The sequence below is a fragment of the Cyanobium sp. Aljojuca 7A6 genome, assembly GCF_024346455.1.
GTDB lineage: Bacteria > Cyanobacteriota > Cyanobacteriia > PCC-6307 > Cyanobiaceae > Cyanobium.
Genome location: NZ_JAGQCY010000016.1, coordinates 1 through 16,511, shown reverse-complemented (window position 1 = coordinate 16,511; position 16,511 = coordinate 1). Strand labels below are relative to the sequence as shown.

The 16,511-nt window shown below is 67.1% G+C and carries 17 protein-coding genes; 6 read left to right on the top strand and 11 right to left on the bottom strand.

The window, feature by feature from the left end; all coding sequences use genetic code 11:
• Window positions 1-12 precede the first annotated feature (12 nt).
• The 3 genes from KBY95_RS13255 to proB are packed head-to-tail and all read left to right on the top strand — an operon-like array spanning window position 13 to window position 2,209.
• Window positions 13-561, top strand: coding sequence for a DUF3727 domain-containing protein (locus KBY95_RS13255; RefSeq protein WP_216909093.1), 549 nt, complete (start codon window positions 13-15; stop codon window positions 559-561).
• A complete protein-coding gene (locus tag KBY95_RS13250; RefSeq protein WP_254965612.1) occupies window positions 561-1,070 on the top strand; it encodes a YqeG family HAD IIIA-type phosphatase in 510 nt (169 codons plus the stop codon). The genes KBY95_RS13255 and KBY95_RS13250 overlap by 1 nt, the downstream gene beginning before the upstream one ends.
• Window positions 1,070-2,209, top strand: coding sequence for a glutamate 5-kinase (gene proB, locus KBY95_RS13245; protein ID WP_254965611.1), 1,140 nt, complete (start codon window positions 1,070-1,072; stop codon window positions 2,207-2,209). Before KBY95_RS13250 ends, proB begins: the two co-directional genes overlap by 1 nt.
• Here proB and bla read toward each other — a convergent pair.
• The 6 genes from bla to KBY95_RS13215 form a co-directional block, all read right to left on the bottom strand.
• Window positions 2,190-3,047 (bottom strand): class A beta-lactamase, encoded by an 858-nt coding sequence (bla, locus tag KBY95_RS13240; protein WP_396095026.1) that lies wholly within the window; start codon window positions 3,045-3,047, stop codon window positions 2,190-2,192. The genes proB and bla overlap by 20 nt on opposite strands.
• A gap of 126 nt (window positions 3,048-3,173) precedes the next feature.
• Window positions 3,174-3,440 (bottom strand): hypothetical protein, encoded by a 267-nt coding sequence (locus tag KBY95_RS13235; protein WP_254965609.1) that lies wholly within the window; start codon window positions 3,438-3,440, stop codon window positions 3,174-3,176.
• Window positions 3,441-3,470: 30 nt separating this feature from the next.
• Window positions 3,471-4,151, bottom strand: coding sequence for a hypothetical protein (locus KBY95_RS13230; RefSeq protein ID WP_254965608.1), 681 nt, complete (start codon window positions 4,149-4,151; stop codon window positions 3,471-3,473).
• Entirely contained in the window at window positions 4,151-4,912 is a 762-nt protein-coding gene (locus KBY95_RS13225; RefSeq protein WP_254965607.1) for a phosphatase PAP2 family protein, read from the bottom strand. The genes KBY95_RS13230 and KBY95_RS13225 overlap by 1 nt, the downstream gene beginning before the upstream one ends.
• A gap of 50 nt (window positions 4,913-4,962) precedes the next feature.
• Complete coding sequence (locus tag KBY95_RS13220) at window positions 4,963-5,223, bottom strand: hypothetical protein (protein ID WP_254965605.1); 261 nt, start codon at window positions 5,221-5,223, stop codon at window positions 4,963-4,965.
• Window positions 5,220-5,690: an N-acetyltransferase gene (locus KBY95_RS13215; RefSeq protein WP_254965604.1), complete on the bottom strand. Its 471-nt coding sequence runs from the start codon at window positions 5,688-5,690 to the stop codon at window positions 5,220-5,222. Before KBY95_RS13215 ends, KBY95_RS13220 begins: the two co-directional genes overlap by 4 nt.
• A 177-nt stretch (window positions 5,691-5,867) precedes the next feature.
• Between KBY95_RS13215 and KBY95_RS13210 the strand changes: the two genes are divergently transcribed.
• The 3 genes from KBY95_RS13210 to KBY95_RS13200 all read left to right on the top strand — a co-directional run bounded on the left by KBY95_RS13210 (window position 5,868) and on the right by KBY95_RS13200 (window position 10,628).
• Window positions 5,868-8,885, top strand: a complete 3,018-nt coding sequence (locus KBY95_RS13210; RefSeq protein WP_254965602.1) for a CHAT domain-containing tetratricopeptide repeat protein — start codon at window positions 5,868-5,870, stop codon at window positions 8,883-8,885.
• 98 nt (window positions 8,886-8,983) lie between these two features.
• Entirely contained in the window at window positions 8,984-9,766 is a 783-nt protein-coding gene (locus KBY95_RS13205) for a hypothetical protein (protein ID WP_254965601.1), read from the top strand.
• Between the two features lie 16 nt (window positions 9,767-9,782).
• A complete protein-coding gene (locus KBY95_RS13200; RefSeq protein WP_254965600.1) occupies window positions 9,783-10,628 on the top strand; it encodes a hypothetical protein in 846 nt (281 codons plus the stop codon).
• Between the two features lie 35 nt (window positions 10,629-10,663).
• On the opposite strand, the gene KBY95_RS13195 is transcribed toward KBY95_RS13200, so the two are convergent.
• From KBY95_RS13195 to KBY95_RS13175, 5 genes are all read right to left on the bottom strand, one after another.
• Window positions 10,664-10,921: a hypothetical protein gene (locus KBY95_RS13195; protein ID WP_254965599.1), complete on the bottom strand. Its 258-nt coding sequence runs from the start codon at window positions 10,919-10,921 to the stop codon at window positions 10,664-10,666.
• A 1,024-nt stretch (window positions 10,922-11,945) separates the two neighbouring features.
• Window positions 11,946-12,743, bottom strand: coding sequence for a putative DNA-binding domain-containing protein (locus KBY95_RS13190; protein WP_254965598.1), 798 nt, complete (start codon window positions 12,741-12,743; stop codon window positions 11,946-11,948).
• A complete protein-coding gene (locus KBY95_RS13185) occupies window positions 12,740-13,564 on the bottom strand; it encodes a DUF692 domain-containing protein (RefSeq protein WP_254965597.1) in 825 nt (274 codons plus the stop codon). Before KBY95_RS13185 ends, KBY95_RS13190 begins: the two co-directional genes overlap by 4 nt.
• A gap of 28 nt (window positions 13,565-13,592) precedes the next feature.
• Entirely contained in the window at window positions 13,593-13,841 is a 249-nt protein-coding gene (locus KBY95_RS13180; RefSeq protein WP_254965596.1) for a DUF2282 domain-containing protein, read from the bottom strand.
• Window positions 13,842-14,008: 167 nt separating this feature from the next.
• On the bottom strand, window positions 14,009-16,351 hold the full coding sequence (locus KBY95_RS13175; RefSeq protein ID WP_254965595.1) for a S8 family peptidase: 2,343 nt from the start codon (window positions 16,349-16,351) through the stop codon (window positions 14,009-14,011).
• Window positions 16,352-16,511 lie beyond the last annotated feature (160 nt).

Sequence of the window (16,511 nt, the reverse complement as noted above, 5' to 3'; positions counted from 1 at the left end):
CGCTCCCCCTCGATGGCCTCCGACCCCCCTGCGATGACGGGCTCCGGCGACGTGCCCACCGTGCAGGTGCGGGACGGCAGCGGCCGGCAGCTGCTGTGTTTCCTGGAGCAGCTGATTCCCCTCGATGGCCACGACTACGCCCTGCTGACGCCGGTGGACACCCCGGTCTGCCTGTTCCGCCTCAGCGATGACGACGATCCCGAGCTTGTGGAGACCCTCAACGCCACCGAACCGATCCTGTCGGTGGCGGATGTGGTGCTGCAGGAACACGACCTGACCCTGGTGCGTTCCGCTGTCACCCTCACCGTCAGCGGCGAACTGGAGGAACCCGATCCCGATGAACTCGAGGATGAGGAGGGCGACGACGACAGCGAGACCTACGAACTGCTGGTGAGCTTCATGGCCGGCGATGAGGAGTACGGCCTGTACATCCCCCTGGATCCCTTCTTCGTGGTGGCCCGCATGGAGGGGGCCGACGCAGTGATGGTGGAGGGAGAGGAATTCGAGCGGGTCCAGCCCCGCATCGAGGCCGAACTCGACGAACGGGAGAGCGACGACTGATGCTGCGCGACCTGCTCACGCCCGACTGGCTGCCGGGGACCTCCCTGGCCCACCTGCCGCTGCAGGAGCTCGTCGACCGTGGCATTCGCGCTCTTGTCCTGGACGTCGACCGCACCCTGCTGCCCCGCCGCCAGGCCACCATGCCCGTCCAGGCTGAGCTGTGGCTGCGCCACGCCCGCGAGCGGATGCCCCTGCACCTGCTCAGCAACAATCCCTCCCGGCGCCGCATCGGTGCGGTGGCCGACACGATGGGGCTTCCCTACACCACCTCGGCGGGCAAGCCTCGGCGGGCCGCCCTGCGCAAAGTGCTGCAGGATCTCGATCTGCCCCCCGCCCAGGTGGCCCTGGTGGGGGATCGGCTGTTCACCGATGTGCTGGTGGGCAACCGAATGGGCCTGTTCACCGTGCTGGTCAAGCCGATCGACCCGGACGGTGAGCCCTGCCGCCAGGACCGGCTGCAGAACCTGGAGCTGCGCATGGCCCGCTGGGTGGGTTCGGTCCCCGGCTGATGGCAAGTTCCGGCACACCCGCCGCCGGCGGACTGCGGCGTGTGATCAAGGTGGGCACCAGCCTGCTGCGGGGCACCAACGAGCGCCCCACGGCGGCGGTGATCGCCGATCTGGCCGCCAGCTTCGGCCGCCAGCAGCGCCGGGGCGACCGCCTGGCCCTGGTCACCAGCGGGGCCGTGGGCCTGGGCTGTGAGGCGCTCCGCTTCAGCAGGCGCCCCAGCGAGGTGGTGGCTCTGCAGGCCGCCGCCGCCGTCGGCCAGGGCCGGCTGATGGGCCTGTACCAGGAGGCCTTCGCCGTGCGGGGGATGGCGGTGGCCCAGGTGCTGCTCACCCGCAGCGATCTGGCCTCCCGGCGCCGGTACCAGAACGCCTGCCGCACCCTGGAGCAGTTGCTGGAGTGGGGCGTGCTGCCGGTGGTGAACGAGAACGACACCCTGGCCACCGATGAACTGCGCTTCGGCGACAACGACTCCCTCTCGGCCCTGGTGGCGGTGGCGATCGGCGCCGATGAGCTGGTGCTGCTCACCGATGTTGACCGGCTCTATTCCGGCAACCCGCGCACCGATGCCGATGCCAGTCCGATCGAGGAGGTGCGCGACCTGGCCGAGCTGGAACGCCTCAGCCATGTGGCTGAAGGGGGCGGCCAGTGGGGCACCGGCGGCATGACCACCAAGCTGGCGGCGGCCCGCATCGCCACCTCCAGCGGCATCCGGGTGCGCCTGGCCGATGGCCGCGATCCGGCGGTGCTCGATGCCCTGTTCGCCGGTGAGAAGGTGGGCACGGTGTTCCAGCCCAGCGCCACCCCCCTGGCCGACCGCAAGAGCTGGCTGGCCCATGCCCTGCTGGTGAAGGGCAGCGTGCGGGTGGACGCGGGCGCCGAGCGGGCCCTGCTGCAACAGGGGGCCTCCCTGCTGGCGGTGGGCATCCGCGCGGTGGAGGGCCACTTTTCCCGGCGCGACGCAGTGCGGGTGCTGGCCAGCGATGGCCGCGAACTGGGGCGGGGCCTGAGCACCCTGAGCAGCGAGGAGCTGCGGCGCATCATGGGCCTCAGCAGCGAGGAGGTGCGCCGCCAGCTGGGGCCGGTGGGGGATGCGGTGGTCCATCGCGACCAGCTGGTGCTTACCGGCCCGCCGGCCTGAAGGTCTCCACCACGATTGTGGTGGCTGCGGCGAGCACACCGTCCTGTGCCCGGGCGGCCGGATCGGCCTGGGTGTGAAAGATTGCCAGCACGATCGGTGCACGGCCGGGCGGCCAGAGCACGGCCACGTCGTTGGCGGTGCCGTAGGCACCGCAGGTGCCGGTCTTGTCGCCCACCCGCCAGCCGGGCGGTACCCCGGCCCGCACCCGGCGGTCGCCGGTGGTGTTGCCGATCAGCCAGTCCTGCAGCCGCAGGCGCAGGGGCGGGCCGAGGGCGGCGCCGAGCGCCAAGGCCTGGAGGCTCGTGCCCATGCCGCGGGGGGTGTCGGTGTCGCGGGGATCGCCGGGGATGGCGGTGTTGAGGGCGGTTTCCCAGCGATCGAGCCGGAAGGTGCGGTTGCCGATGGACCGGGCGAAAGCGGTCAGGCCGGCGGGGCCTCCCAGGCGCGCCATCAGCTGGTTGGCGGCGGTGTTGTCGCTGTACTGAACGGTGGCGGCGGCCATCTCCGCCACCGTCAGCCCGTCCTGGAGGTGTTGCTCGGCGATCGGCGAATAGGTCACCAGATCCGCTCGGCCGAAGCGGATCCGCTGCTCCAGGAAGCCCGGCTCCCGCTGGCTCCTGTGAAGCATGGCCGCTGCCAGGATCACCTTGAAGGTGCTGCAGAGGGGAAAACGTTCGTCGGCCCGATGGCCGATCCTGGCGCCGCTGGCGGTGTCGATGGCGAACACCCCCAGCCGCCCGCCGGAGCGGGCCTCCAGTGCTGCCAGCGTGGACTCCGCAGCGGCTTGTGGCCGGACGGGCCCCGCGGTGGCGGGCGCGACGGCGATACCTGGCACCATCGCCACCAGGGCTGCAGCCAGACCTGCGGCCATGAACGAGCAGTTGTGGGCAGTCATCGGGCCCATCATCCCCGGAGCCGATCCAGGAGCGGCTCCAGCTTCTCCAGTAGCTCGGCCGCCTCCCGCTCACCGGAAAGGCCCTCTGCCACGATCAGGGCCCGGCAGGGAGAGATCCAGCACCAGGGTGGTGGGCTCGCTCAGGCCCGGGCGCGGCGCGTACATCCAGCCCAGAACGCCGCTGTACTTCACCAACAAGGTGTTGAGCACGGCGACGAACAGCAGGTCGCTGCCGTTTTCGAGTGTGCCGGCCTGTCGCAGGGGCACAGCCAGATCGGCAACCAGGGCGTGGGTCTGATGCCAGGCGCCGGAGACGCCGGGGGCACGGTCCGGCACCGCCGTGGGTGGCCCCTCGGACGGCCCCCCTCAGCGAGGCCTCGGGCGCAGGGATTGGATCAGCTGCTCAGCCAGCCGTTGCAGCGGATGGCCGCCGGCCGCCACCTTGCGGTAGCAGTCGTGCTCCAACAGGCCGGCCTGGGAGAGCAGGCTGACCTCGGGGGTGGAGACGGACGGCCTGTAGCGCAACACCCAGATCCGATCGAAGTCGTCGTCGTCAATCCGGGGCATCTGCGTCCAGCCCAGCCCGCGCGCCAGCAGCGGCAGGCGCCGATGCTCCCAGGCCACCACCAGCACACCGCCGCTCAGATCGGGATCGGAGAGCAACTGGCGACCGATCTGCTCGGAGCGATGGTCGGCCTCTGCATACAGACGAATGTTGACCCCTGTGGCCACGGCCAGGGGAACCAAGGTCTGATAGCTGCGGGCGTTCTTGCCGGTGGCGTCATCAAAGCCGTAACTGGCCAGATGCAACCGCTTCTCCGGCACCAGGCAGGCGGGCAGCAGGTGACTGAGGCGCAGGGCCTGAAGAAGTCCCGTCTCCGAGAGGTTGAAGTTGTCCCCACCCTCCACGGGGACATCCTTGTGCCCATGGCGCACCAGGACCACAAGCTCAGGGACGGCCTCCGCCGCCGGGGGCAGCAAGGTGGCAGCGGCCAGTCCGGCATGCAACGCCAGCCGCATCGCCGCTGAGGTCACAGCGCGGTCCATCAATCGCCCAGCAGGGGGACCCCGGCGGGAGGCGGCACCAGCAAACGGCTGCGCTCTGAGGCCACCTGCTGCTTGAACGTGCGCCACTGGGGGGAAGCGATCAACTCCTGGCTGATCGCCTGGGCCAGCCGCTGGCTGGCTTCCACATCACTGGGGTAATGCACGCCGCAGTAGGCGCGCACATAGCCCCCCTGAAGGCCCACCGGCAACAGCCGCTCCCGGCGTTCCGGCAGCAGATCGGCCAGCAGCAGGGACGCGGTGGCAAACCAGGTGGCGTGGCCGCTGGGGAACGACCAGGAACTCTCCAGGGGCAGGCAGGGCTTCAGATCCGGGTGGCTGACGAAGGGGCGTGGTCGGGCCAGCGCATCCTTGAGCTGATCCTTGAGTCCATCGGCCCGCTTGAGAAAGGCCGGCAGTCCCGCGTAGAGGCTGGGCGATGTCCTGGCCAGGTCGGCGCCCACGGCGGCATCGAAGACGCTGAGATTGCGGTTCAGGAAACGCCAGCTGTGCACGATCCCGGCCGGCGTACGGCTGCGCTGGTTCCAGCGCAGAATGGCCAGATCATCGCGTTCCTGCCAGCTGCCGGGGGCCGGTGGTTGGCCGATCACGGCGCGGTAGGCGGCCGGCTGGAGCACCAGACCTGCCGCCGGGTCGGCCGGCTGGGCAAGCGCCGGGCCTGCCAGCGCCAGTGCGCCCGGCAGCAGGGCGGTCTGCAGCAGCAGCAGGCCGGTCAGCCATGGTCCCGGGCGCAGGGTGTTCATCGGTCCGGGGCCAGCGGTGGTGTGGCAGCACCGTAGGGGTGCCCCGGAACTCAGAACCGTTCGTTGCCGATGGCGGGCAGCACCAGCTCGCGCACGAAGGACGCCGGGGACAGCTGCAGCAGGGCCGAGACGATCCTGATCATGTCGTGCAGCGGAATCTGGCGATCCTCACTGAGCCGGGCGCCCGCCTCGGGCGGCACCTCCAGGCCGTCGTCGGTGTTCAGGTGGCCCAGCTGCAGGCAGGTCAGCGCCAGCCGCTGGTCCCGGAAGCTCTTCCGCAGGGCATCGGCCCCGACCCCCATCCGTTTCAAGGACCCGTTCCGGCTGGGGCGATGTCGAAGTGCAGGACATCTTCCCCGACGCCGAGCCTGGCGTAGAGGGCGATGGCGGGCCCATCGTCGCGATGGGCCTGGACGAAGATCCCGTCAAAGCCGCGCTCGGCGGCGAGCGTCTTCAGGCGATCGATCATCGCCGTGGCCACCCCCTGGCGCCGGTGATCGTGATCCACAGCGAGATCGTAGAGATAGAACTCGCGGCAGGCCTGCTCGAACTTCGGCAGCACGTAGCCCGTCAGTCCACCCACCACCCGCGTCCCGGCCTCGGCGGCGATCGCAAGGAACATGTCGCCGCTCAGCAGGTCGTGCAGGTACGAATCCGAAGGCTGTCGCTCGAGATAGCGCTCAGGATCGTTGAAGGCGTCGGCAAACAACGCCAGCAGGGAGCGCAGGGTGCCCACGTCGGCGGGTCCAAGGACACGAACGGAAGGCAGAGCCGTCATCGAGAGAGGTGAAACACAAGGTCCGGCTAGTTTGGTTGGGGTGGGGGCTTGGGCGGAAGGGCCCAAACGTCCACCCCATCGCCCAACAGCAGCACGTGATGCTGCACCTCCATTCGCCGCTGTACCGCCACGCCGGAGACTCCCCGTTCACCCCTGACGCGGTCCGCTCGCTCCCCGTTGGCTCAGTTCCCGTGGGGAACCGCCCTCGCCGTGCTGCTGCTGGCCGATGGGCAGCCGTCGGCGGCCGTCGATCGCCAAGGGCAGGCACCGGCGCCACGGCAGCAACAGCAGCACCTCGCCCAGCCCTTGGGGGAACGCTATCCCCAGATCCCTGCACAGGTGTGGGAGTGGACCGACGAGGCCAACGCCCTCGAGGCCAAGGGGGCGAACGGGAAGGCGGCGGTGCTTTGGGAGAAGGTGCTGGCCTGGCGTGAGAAGGCGCAGGGGCCCGACCACCCCGATACGGCCACCAGCCTGACCAACCTCGGGCTGCTCCATGTCAAGCAGCACGCCTTCGCCAGGGCCGAGCCCCTGCTGGCCAGGGCCCTGGCGATCCGAACCAGGATCCTGGGGCCGGACCACCCCCTCACCGCCCTCAGCCTTAACAACCTCGCCTGGCTTTACTTCAACCAGGGCAGCGACGCCAGGGCCGAGCCCCTCTACCGGCGCGCCCTGGCGATCGGCGAGAAGGCGCTGGGGCCTGAGCACCCAGGACTCGCCCTGGGCCTGACGAACCTCGGGATTCTGTACAACGCCCAGGGCGCCTACGCCAAGGCCGAAGCCGTGTATCGGCGCGCTCTGGCCATCAGGGAGAAGGCGCTCGGACCCGATCACCCCGACACCGCCACCAGCCTCAACAACCTGGCGACGCTGTCCATCAACCAGGGTCGGTACGCCGAGGCGGAGCCCCTGCTGCTCCGCACCCTGGCCATCAAGCAGAAGGCGTTGGGTGACGATCACCCCGATATCGCCACCAGCCTCAACAACCTGGCGGCGCTCCAGGACAACCAGGGTGCCTTCGCCAGGGCCGAAGCCCTCTATCTACGCGCCCTGGCGATCAACGAGACGGCGCTGGGCCCGGAGCACCCCTCCACGGCCACCAGCCTGAACAACCTCGGCCTGCTCTATCGGAGTCAGGGCGCCCATGCGCGGGCGGAGCCCCTGCTGCTTCGGGCACTGGCGATCCGGGAGAAGGTGCTCGGCTCCGGCCACGGCGATACCGCCGCCAGCCTCAACAACCTCGCCATGCTGTACGGCGATCAGGGCGCTTATTCCCGCGCCGAGCCGTTGCTGCGCCGCGCCCTGGCCATCCAGGAGAGGACGCTGGGTTCTGCTCACCCCGTCACCGCCACGGGCCTCAACAACCTTGCGGTGCTGGTCGACAAGCAGGGTGCCCCCGAAAGGGCCGAGCCGCTGCACCGGCGCGCCCTGGCGATCCGGGAGAAGGCCTTGGGGCCCGACCATCCCGATACCGCGGGCAGCCTCAACAATCTTGCGGATCTCTATCGGCTTCAGGGCGCCCATGCCAAGGCGGAACCCCTGTTTCTGCGCGCTCTGGCGATCTACGAGTCCGCGCTGGGCCCGGATCACCCCACGACCGCCCTCAGCCTCAACAACCTGGCGACGGCGTACCTCAGCCAGGGGGCCGCTGCCAGGGCCGAACCCCTGCTGCGCCGTGGCATCGGCAGCCAGGCCCTGTTCCTGCAGCGGGAAGCCCCCCTGCTGCCCCAGGCCCGGCGGCAGGAGCAGATCAAGGCCCTCGGCAGCGTCTGGGAGATCCCCTATTCCCTTGTGGCCACGACACCGACCGGTGCCTCCCTGGCCCTGTTCACCCGCCTGAACCGCCACGGTCTGCTCCAGGATATTGAACGCCGCCAGGCCGAGCTGAGCCGTGGCTCCCCTGCCCAGCAGATCCTGGTGCGTCAGCTCACGGCTTTGACGGCCCGATTGGCCGATGTGAACCTCAGCGAAGCGCAGCGGCAGAGACTGCAGCAGGAGCGGGATCGGCTGGAGCAGGAGCTCTACCGCCAGCTGCCGGCCCTGACACCGCGGCTGGTGGACCCCGTCCAGGTCGCCGCCGCCCTGCCGGCTGATGGGGTGCTGATCGAATTCCAGCGCTTCCGCCCCTACGACGCGCGTCAACCGGAGGCCAGGAGCTGGGGGGAAGCGCGCTATCTGGCAATACTGCTGTTCCCCGATGGCGCGACCCGTGCGGTGGACCTCGGCCCGGCGGCGGCCATCGATCCCCTGATCCAGCAGGCCCTGGCCGAAAGCCTGGCCCGCAATCGCCCCGCTGGACCGTTCTGGGACCGGGTGAGCCAGAAGGTGCTGGGGCCCCTGCGGCCGCAGCTGCTGGGGCGGCGGCGGTGGTTCGTTTCACCTGACGGTGAACTGAGCCGCATCCCTTTCACGGCGCTGCCGGCTCCCGCTGACAGCTTGAGCGGAGTTGAAGCCGATTCATCGGCCACCCTGGGCCAGCGCGTGCAGCTGCGGATCCTCACCAGCGGCCGTGATCTGCTCAGCCTGCACAGCCCCGGACCAGGCGGCCAGCGTTCCCTGGTGCTCGCCGATCCTGATTTCGGTGGCCCAGGCGCGTGGCAGCCCTTGCCCGCCACGGCCGCCGAGGGAAGCTGGATTGCCGAACGGCTCGGGGCGGCGCTCTATCAGGGATCCGCCGCCACCACCGGCGTGGTGCAACAGGCGCGTGGCCCCAGGGTGTTGCACATCGCCAGCCACGGGTTCTTCACCACGGGCAGCGGCGACCCGCTGCTGAACAGCGGCATCGTGCTGGCGGGCGCCAATCGCAGCCGCACGGCCGACGATGACGGCTATCTCACCGCCAAGGAGGCGGCCCAGTTGCAGCTCGATGGCACCGAGCTGGTGGTGCTCTCCGCCTGCGACACCGCCTCCGGCAGCCTGCAGACGGGCGAAGGGGTCTATGGCCTCCAGCGGGCCCTCACCGTGGCCGGCGCCCGCTCCACCCTGCTGTCTCTGTGGAAAGTGGATGATGACGCCACGGCGGTGTTCATGCAGCGCTACGTCGCCCTGCTCAAGCAGGGGATCGGTCGGATGGACGCGCTAGCGACGGTGCAGCAGGAGTTCCGCAGCAATCCGCCAGAGCCGGACTGGGCCGACCACAAGTTCTGGGCCGCCTGGCAGCTCACGGGCGACGGGGGGCCGATTCCGGGGTTATGAGCCATGGACTCCATACCAGGCAGACTGAGACGGCGGCCATCTGTTGTTGTTTCCTACTCATGCGATGCCAACGGGGGTCTGCAGCACTCGGTGCTCTGGTGGTCATCGCATCGCTGCTCGTGCCGGTGACCCCTGGGGACGCCGCCCCTGAACTGGACAGCATGGTGGCGTCCATCGCCAGCCAGCTCCGCCAGAGCTGGAAAGCGGATCCAGCCACCGCGAAGCTGCCCTGGCCGGCCATCGACGTGCTTCCCGCCGGCCAGACGCCTCTATCGATCTGCCCTGGGGCTGGCGCGTCGGCCATCGTGGCAACGGGAGCGCAGTCTCCGGCCCTGTATTGCGCAGCCAGCGGCAAAGTACTGCTGGATCGCACCAGGCTGGCGAAGGAGTCCAGCCGCCATGGGGAGTGGGGGGTGGTCTATTGGCTCGGGGTCGGCCTGGGCAAGGCCATCCTTGGCCACCGTGCCGCGTCGGTCCTGCCACCTGCCGCCACCAACCTTCAGGCCAACTGCCTGGCGGGGGTGTTGATCGGTGGCACCAACTTGCAACCCAAGCCCCAGGATCCCCCCAGGCCAGATCAGCTCATTGCCCCGGCCAACGGGGCCTACGGCACCGCCGCGGCCGAGCAGATGGGGACCCGCAGCCAGCGCTCCTATGCCTTGCTCACCGGCCTCGGGGTGACGGATCTGGGCGGCTGCTCCGACGGATCAATGGCCCAGCTCGCCAAGGACCAGGTGCCCGATCCAGCGCTGCTGAGCGAGCTGGCCAAGGGAAGGGATCGGGCTGCGTTCAACACGATGGGGGTGATGAATCGCCGTTGCAGGAGGCTGCCCAACTCCCCCTGCCCAAGGCGAGTACCCAGTTTCTCTGGCCAGAAGTAAGCCAACACTCCAGCCCGTGAGCAGCGAATCCCCGACCAAGTCACCGAGAGACAGTGAGAAGCTGCCCAAGAAAGGGATGCCCGGCGCAGGTGCCGGAGCGGGCTCGTTCCGGATCCCTGCGTGGATGCGCTCGCCATCGCTTCATGAATGGGTCCGGACGCTCGGCATCATCATCGCCGCCTCCTGGGGGGTCTACACCTTCATCTGGAAGGAGATGTATGTGCCTTCCCAGGCGCCAGCCAGCATCAGTCTTCAGATCAGCCTGACGCCGATCGCCGCTGATGGACAGAGCGATCAACCGCAACCATCACTGCAACGGGAGCTCAAGGTCAGTGCCACCAATGCCAGCAATCGCAGGCTCTATCTGCTCAGCAGTTTCTGGGAGTTGTTCCCGATTCGCCGCCAGGTGCTGAATCGATCCACCTTTACTGAGCGGGCCAAAGGGCCTTTTGATGCCATTCATGTGGAACGGGGCGCCGAGCTGCAGCCCTACCCAACGGAAGCAGCTGGGAAGTTGTTCGTGGACGATCACATCAATCCCGGTGAAACGATTCATCGGTTCCTGATCGTTTCCCTGCCCTCTGGTTCCTATGCCGCCCAAGTCGACGTCTTGGTTCCCGTTCTGACGCGAGAGCCACCGAAGGGGAACGGTCTGTTGGGTGGCAGAATATTGGAATGGGGCTACGACAAGAGTTCTGTCGTCATTCCTTTGCTTTGCGTGGAAGGCAACCCAAGCGACTGTCTTCGTCTGGATGATTCTGAGAAGCAGGACGTCCAGATGGATCGAAAGCTCAAGGCATTTGATCCGAACTACTTTTTGAATGAGCAGAGTGTGCAGGTTGGGCTGCCAGGCGGGTTGTAGGCCAGGTCCAGGTGAGCACGCCTGTTGCGGCTGCTCTAGGGCAGGCGGCGGGCGCCACCCATCGGACCACGCTTGCCATCGGGCCCCAGAATCCAGAAACGAATGGCATCGCCGCTCACCTCAAACTCCTCCACGATCTTCAGCCCAACGACGCCCGGATCCGATGGGAAGAGGATCCGCCAGGTCCTGCGGGAACCCTCGCAGGTTGCCTCCCAGGCGCCGGCGGCGGTAGCACCGGCCTCGGACACGATCCACACCAGGTGATGGCGACCGTCGGCCAGCTTCGTGACCACGGCCCGCCCGGGCTTGCTCGGTGCCACGTAGTCCCATGTGCCGACCGCCGCCTCGCAGGCAGAGGCTGCTGCTGGTGCTGCCCAGGAAGGTGGTGAAGCCATGGTCAGAGCTATCACCGCAGTGAGCACTCGTCTCCGCATGGGCTGCTCCAGGGGTGGCTGGCGTTCAGCGTCAGATTAGGGCTGGCTGAGACTTTTGCCGACGTTCAACGCCCTGCGTTGCTCACCTGCCGCCGCTGTTTCCTTGATTTGGACGGCTCTTTGTGGAGGCGGCGCTCAGGGGTGGCAAGGCAGGCGGCCAATTGCAGGGAGCCTGCCAGTCTCTGGAGCGAGAATGATTGGCTTGACGACGTAAGCATGGAAAGCATCCCATCGTCTGATTGACCGAGGTTTCTCCTTTCTGGCCAATGTTGTGTGCAAGCAGGATGCTGGACCAGGCACTGAAGAGTGATGCAGGCCTAGGAGCAACCGCGATGCCTTGAGCGAAACCACCGCAGCAGAATGACGATGCACGACGTAGTCAATGTGAGGAATGCGAACACCATGATTGAGCCCGACACGTTCGCATGAAACTGAAGGCGTGCCGATTCCTCTGGACCTGCATCGGGGGAGGGGAATCCGAAGAAGACACCCCAGGCTGCACCTGCTGCAAAGCCTATGAAGCTCCCCAGAATCAGAAGCAACGGAGTTCGCAAGGCAATTCTCATTGTTGATGTCTATGGTTGGCCGTCAGCTGCTGCGGTAGGCAGATGCAGTGCCGTGAGCGATGGCCCCTCGCCAAGATTCTCGATTCCTACCAGAATGTTCTTGCAGGTCAGGGCGATTGCTTCCATCTGTTCCTGGCAAGAGATTGGACTGAGTGAGAAGGTGGCAACTGTGGCGCGCTAACAAACACTCATCAGGCAACCCGTGACAATCAATCTGCCGATCCTTTGCGTCGGGAACGTTGCGACGGCTTGTGCCTGGCCAAAGCCAGGGCCTGATCGCGCACCGTTTCCATGGTGCTGCGCCCTTGCCTGGGGTCTCATGGGGCGGCTGCCTCCTGCAGATCGAAATCGCGCAGCCAGCCGCGCTGCACCCAGAGCGGAAGCAGCTCGGCGATCGTGGTGCCGGAGAGGTCAAAGTCCTGGCGGCAGAGTTCGCCGAAGGGCACCCCCGAGGCGAAGGCCTGGAGCAGCTTCCACTCCGTTTCGCTGGGAAGATCCAATCGGGTGCTGTGGCCGTCTCTCCACACCAGGATCCTGATCCCTCCCTGATCGAGATCGATCACGTCGTGGCATGCCGTGGAGACGGTGTTGATCTCCCAGATTCGGTGGATGGGGTAGTCGGAAGCGATCAGGGCGGCCCCGGCAGGCAACCGGAACACGAGCCGATCCCAGTGCTCGGGAGGCACCCGGGCCAAGGCCTCCAGATCCAACCGGGGCTGATCAGGGGCATTGAAGGCCCGGTGCCAGAGCCATTCCAGCCGTGCCACATCCGCGAGGTAGGCAAGACTCCAGGCGGGACTGAAATCAGACAGGAAGGCGGGGAACTCGGCGCCGTAGTCGCCGAGGTCGGGAGAGCGGGAGACGCCGTGCTCCAGGAAGGCGGACGCCATGGCCTGGAAGAAATCCTCACCCACCAGCCTGTGGCAGACCGGATAGATCTGCTCAAGACTGCGCCGCAGTTTGCCGTCCACGCTGGTGCGGTAGGCCTCGATTCCCTGCCAGGCCGGCAGCACCCGGCTTCCCTGCAGCTGCGCTTCCAGGTGGGCCTGCTCTGAGGCGCTGGCCGTGCCCAGTGCCGCCGCGGCGAAGAGCTGCTGAAGAGCGGCAAGCTTCATGGCAGGAGTCGATCCGATCGCAGCGCCTCCGCCTTGGCGGCCTCCGCCATGAGCACCTCAAGAGCCGGGATGTCGGCGTCCCACTCGATCAGGGTCGGTACCTGTTCGAAGCGCTGCAGGGCCTGCCGGTACAACGCCCAGACCCCATCCTGCACGGCACGGCCATGGGTATCGAAGAGGAAGCGGCCCTCCTCTTCATACCCGGCGAGATGCATCTCCTTCACCCTCTCAGCGGGCAGGGCATCGAGATAGGTCAGGGGGTCGAAGCCGTGATTGAAGGCATTCACAAACACATTGTTCACATCCAGCAGCAGAGAACAATCGGCCCTCCTGGCCAGCTCGCTCAGAAACTCCCATTCGAGGTAGTCGCTTCCTGCGAAGCGCACATAGGGCGAGAGATTCTCGATCAGGATCTGACGCCCCAGCACGTCCTGCACGCGCTGAATCCGTTCCGCCACATGCTCCAACGCCTCCTCGGTGTAAGGAAGTGGAGCGAGATCATGGAAATAGCGGCCTCCGTGGGACACCCAGGCCAGATGATCCGAAACGAAGCTGGGCTCAACGCGATCCACCAACACTTTCAATCGCTGGAGATAGGCCTGATTCAGCGGATCCACCGAACCGAGCGAGAGACCCACCCCATGCAGGGTGATCGGATAGCGCTCGCGGATGCGCGTGAGGTGATGCAGAGGCAATCCACCCCCGAGGTAGTTGTCTGAGAGGGCTTCGAACCACGGAATGGCCGGCCAGCTCCTCAGAATGTCTGCGTAGTGGGGCGGACGCAGGCCTAAGCCCACGCCCTGGATGCTGGAATCAGTCACAACACCAGCCCCTCGCATCACCACAGGCTCACGACTTCTTCAGCGTTCCTCCCACGATCTTGTTGCAGGTGCCTTGGGGAACATAGACCCACTCTTCGGGGGCACCGGACACCGTGGCCTTGCCGGCGCAGGAGTGCTTGCTGGTGCCGCAGTCGTTCATGCCGGCCTTGGCGATGCCGGCGCATTTTTCCTTCCCTGCCGTGCCGGCCAGGGCTTCGGAGCTGGTTGCTGCCACCAGACCGAGGGCCAGAAGGCCGCAGATGGCAGTGTTAACCACTGCACGGGGTGCCTGAGGAGTGTTCATCGGATTGGGGATAGAAAACGGAGGATCACGCGGGGCCGGCGGAGCGGAACGCTCGCCGGTCACAGGGATACCACTGAGCAAGCCGATTGGATGTCAGGTCTCCTCAAGTCAGTGGTCTGCCACGGCGTCTCCATCCCATCTCATGTCTCCAGCAGCATCTTCGCCAGATTCGGCAGGCCTGCTCCCTGGTGATACGGGTCGCGCTTGAGGTCGGTGCAGTGCTCCAGCAGGATCCGCTTCACCCGGTCGGGATAGCCGATGAACTCGGTGCGAACCGACAGGAAGGCGGCCAGCAAGCCGGAGATATGCGGTGCCGCCATGCTGGTGCCGGACAGGGCGATGTACAGATCTTCGAGGCTCTTGCCCTTGTCGCGTTCTGGGGTGCGCTTGGGGTCGCTGCTGCTGCGGCAGGAGAGGATCCGCTCGCCCGGCCCCACCACGTCGGGCTTCAGGCGCCCATCGGCGGTGGGGCCCCGCGAGGAGAAGTAGGAGGTGCCGTAGCGGTGCGGCAGGGTGGGATGGACCGAGCCCACGGCGATCGCCTCGTCCAGGTTGGCGGGATCGCCGATGGAGAGATCAAAAGAGCGGGTGGCGCTGTGGCCGTCCACCACGATGTCGCCGCTGCCCTCGTTTCCCGCCGCCAACACCACCAGCACCCCCTGGCGGACCAGCCGCAGCAACGAAGCGCACAGCGGTGAATCGCCGCAACCGAAACTGGCCGGATCGAACGGTCCCCCCAGGCTCAGGTTCACCCCCTGGATCGTCAGGCGTCGTCCGTCCTGGTTCTGTTTCCAGATGTGGTCAATCGCCTTGATGATCCAGGCGTCATAGCCACTGCCGTTGTCGGCCAGCACCTTGTAACTGGCGATCCGGGCACGGGGCGCCATCGCCAGCATGTCGGGGCCGTCGTCACCACCCAACGCCTGCAATCCGCCGGCGATCACGCCGGCGACATGGGTGCCGTGGCCGTTGGCATCGTTGCCCTTGCCTGGCTGAACCGGGCCCCTGGTGGTGCAATCCCAGTCGGCGGCGATCGTTCCTTTCGGCGCGAAGTTGGCGTTGTGGAAATGGGGATGGCGGCTGTCGATGCCCGTGTCCAGCACCGCCCAGGTGATCCCCTGGCCGCAGGCGTTGTAGCCCAGCTGGGCTGTTCGGGCCTGCACCGTGTGGATGGAATCGTGCATCAGCGCCTTCTTCCTGCTGTTGCAGAACATCCGATACACCGCTGGCGTGGCGGCGCCGTATTGCTGGCCCATGGCACCCGCCAGGGTTTCCACTTCGGTACGGGTCAGGTTCACCGCCACGTAGCGATCGAGCTGGTCCTCCAGAAACACCGTCTCAGCGGTGATCGGCTCCTTGAGCACGTTGGTGCGGATCCAGCTCAGCACCGTGTCGCGGGCGTCCTGCAAGGAGTCGCCCTCCTCGCCCGCTGCCGAAGAGCGGTCCACCAGTTCGATCAGCACCGGCTGCCGCGCGCTGGCCTCCACATCCAGCGCATCGGCCAGGCTGCGGGCCACCGTCATCGGACTCACCGGCTGGAAACGGGAGCGATCCACCGCCGCCATCACCGTTTCCTGGGTGGCGTGGCGCGAGAGATAGCGGCTGGCGGAATGGGCCTTGCTGGGCGGCCACACCACCCCTTCCACCCGTTCATCAATGATGGCCGGTTTGCCGACGGCGCTGTACTCGTCGGCCAGCGTCTGGTCCAGGCAGACGATGTCGCCGTCCTGGGCGATGTTGACCCAGCGCTTCACCCCGGGCGGGATCGGTAGCTTTTTGCCGTGCCACTTGTGCAGCACATCGGTCACCTGGGGGAGCCCCAGGGGCGAGCCGATCGTGACGTACAGATCCACCTCCAGGGCGGCGCCCAACTCCACCAGGGCCTGGTACGTGACCATGCTCCCCTGGCTGTGGCCGATCACCACGAAAGGCCCGCCGCCGGTGCTGATCCGATCCTTCACCGTCTTCACCATTCGTTCGCGCTTGGTCTTGTTGAACAGGAAGTCGTTCACATCCGCCATGAACGCCTTGGTGAACATCGCCGTCACCGGACTCCACAGCCCCTTGGCTTCCACGGAAAGCGCCGCAGGCCCTCCCGTCGGTGCCCCCCGCTGGGCGGCCTTCAGGGCGGCGGCCTCCAGTTCCTGGCTCAACGCAGCTACGAACGCCTCCGATTCCTCGGGTGCATCGCTGCAGAGGATCGACGCCGCCAGAAGCGCCTCCGACCCCGGCTGCAAGGTGGCCCGGTCCTCACCGATGGCCCGGGTGGAAACGCCGGCTGTCTCCGGGTAGCGCTCCCGGTCCACCCAGTAGGCCATGCGGGTGCGCTCCCCCTGGTCGGCGCCGAACAGGGCCCGGTCCCACTCCGAGCGCAGCACCCCCTCGGGGGGCATGTTGGAGATGCCGTGGCAGTAGATCACCGTGCGGGCCCGCGCCCGAGGGCTTGTGGTGATCGAAGCGGTGGCTTTCTTCGGAGCGGTCATGGCGTCACGGGGGAGAGCAGAACCGGTCTCCAGCCCTAGGAGACTGATGAAAAACCTGGCCAGCCGCGAGAGAATGGAGTAACGGCACTGAGCAGATGCGCGGCCAACAGGAGAGGACCGGCCCCCTGTTCTCCTACATCTCCACGGAGGAGCGCATCCC

Bases quoted from the DNA above. Each gene is read 5' to 3' on its own strand.
- KBY95_RS13255 (WP_216909093.1), top strand. From the start codon at position 13: ATGGCCTCCGACCCCCCTGCGATGACGGGCTCCGGCGACGTGCCCACC.
- KBY95_RS13215 (WP_254965604.1), bottom strand. From the start codon at position 5,690: ATGACGGCTCTGCCTTCCGTTCGTGTCCTTGGACCCGCCGACGTGGGC.
- KBY95_RS13230 (WP_254965608.1), bottom strand. From the start codon at position 4,151: ATGGACCGCGCTGTGACCTCAGCGGCGATGCGGCTGGCGTTGCATGCC.
- bla (WP_396095026.1), bottom strand. From the start codon at position 3,047: ATGGTGCCAGGTATCGCCGTCGCGCCCGCCACCGCGGGGCCCGTCCGG.
- KBY95_RS13175 (WP_254965595.1), bottom strand. From the start codon at position 16,351: ATGACCGCTCCGAAGAAAGCCACCGCTTCGATCACCACAAGCCCTCGG.
- proB (WP_254965611.1), top strand. From the start codon at position 1,070: ATGGCAAGTTCCGGCACACCCGCCGCCGGCGGACTGCGGCGTGTGATC.
- KBY95_RS13190 (WP_254965598.1), bottom strand. From the start codon at position 12,743: ATGAAGCTTGCCGCTCTTCAGCAGCTCTTCGCCGCGGCGGCACTGGGC.
- KBY95_RS13250 (WP_254965612.1), top strand. From the start codon at position 561: ATGCTGCGCGACCTGCTCACGCCCGACTGGCTGCCGGGGACCTCCCTG.
- KBY95_RS13225 (WP_254965607.1), bottom strand. From the start codon at position 4,912: ATGAACACCCTGCGCCCGGGACCATGGCTGACCGGCCTGCTGCTGCTG.